Source organism: Agrobacterium sp. a22-2, assembly GCF_012276985.1.
GTDB lineage: Bacteria > Pseudomonadota > Alphaproteobacteria > Rhizobiales > Rhizobiaceae > Allorhizobium.
In genome coordinates this window covers 1-457 of record NZ_JAAXMM010000054.1, presented here as the reverse complement: position 1 = coordinate 457, position 457 = coordinate 1, and the positions used below count along the sequence as shown (strand labels likewise).

General features: G+C 63.5%; 1 protein-coding gene. It reads right to left on the bottom strand.

Features of this window, described 5'->3' with window-relative positions; translation table 11 throughout:
• The coding region (locus tag HFC70_RS26340) for an FAD-linked oxidase C-terminal domain-containing protein (RefSeq protein WP_168476295.1) at positions 1-457 on the bottom strand (457 nt) is incomplete at both ends.

Here is a 457-nt window from a genome sequence, read left to right as displayed (position 1 = left end):
CGCCTCTTTCACTTCGTGTGAGAAGTCATACTCGCCCTTGCCGGCATGCCAGCTGTTGCGGGTTTTCTCGATCAGGCCACGCAAGCTGAGGCGCTGCTGCGGCAGCTGTTTCTCCAGCGCCAGCGGATCGACGCCCTGCTCGGCCAACAGACGCAGCCACTCGCGCACCAGCGTCGCCCGCCCTTTCGGCGAATGAATGCGGTTGCCGCTGATCTTCATCGACGGGCACATCGGGCTGCGCACGTCGAAGTTGAAGCACAGGCCGTTGCCGTTACACTCCAGTGCGCCACGGAACGAGGTGCGCACCTCGACCGGGATCTGGCGATCGAAGGTGCCGCGTTTGACCGCGTCCACCTGCATCATCGGCGCATCGACCGCCAGCGGCGAACAGATCTTGCCTGGGTTCAGGCGATTATCCGGATCGAACGCCGCCTTGATGCGGCGCAGCTCTTCATAC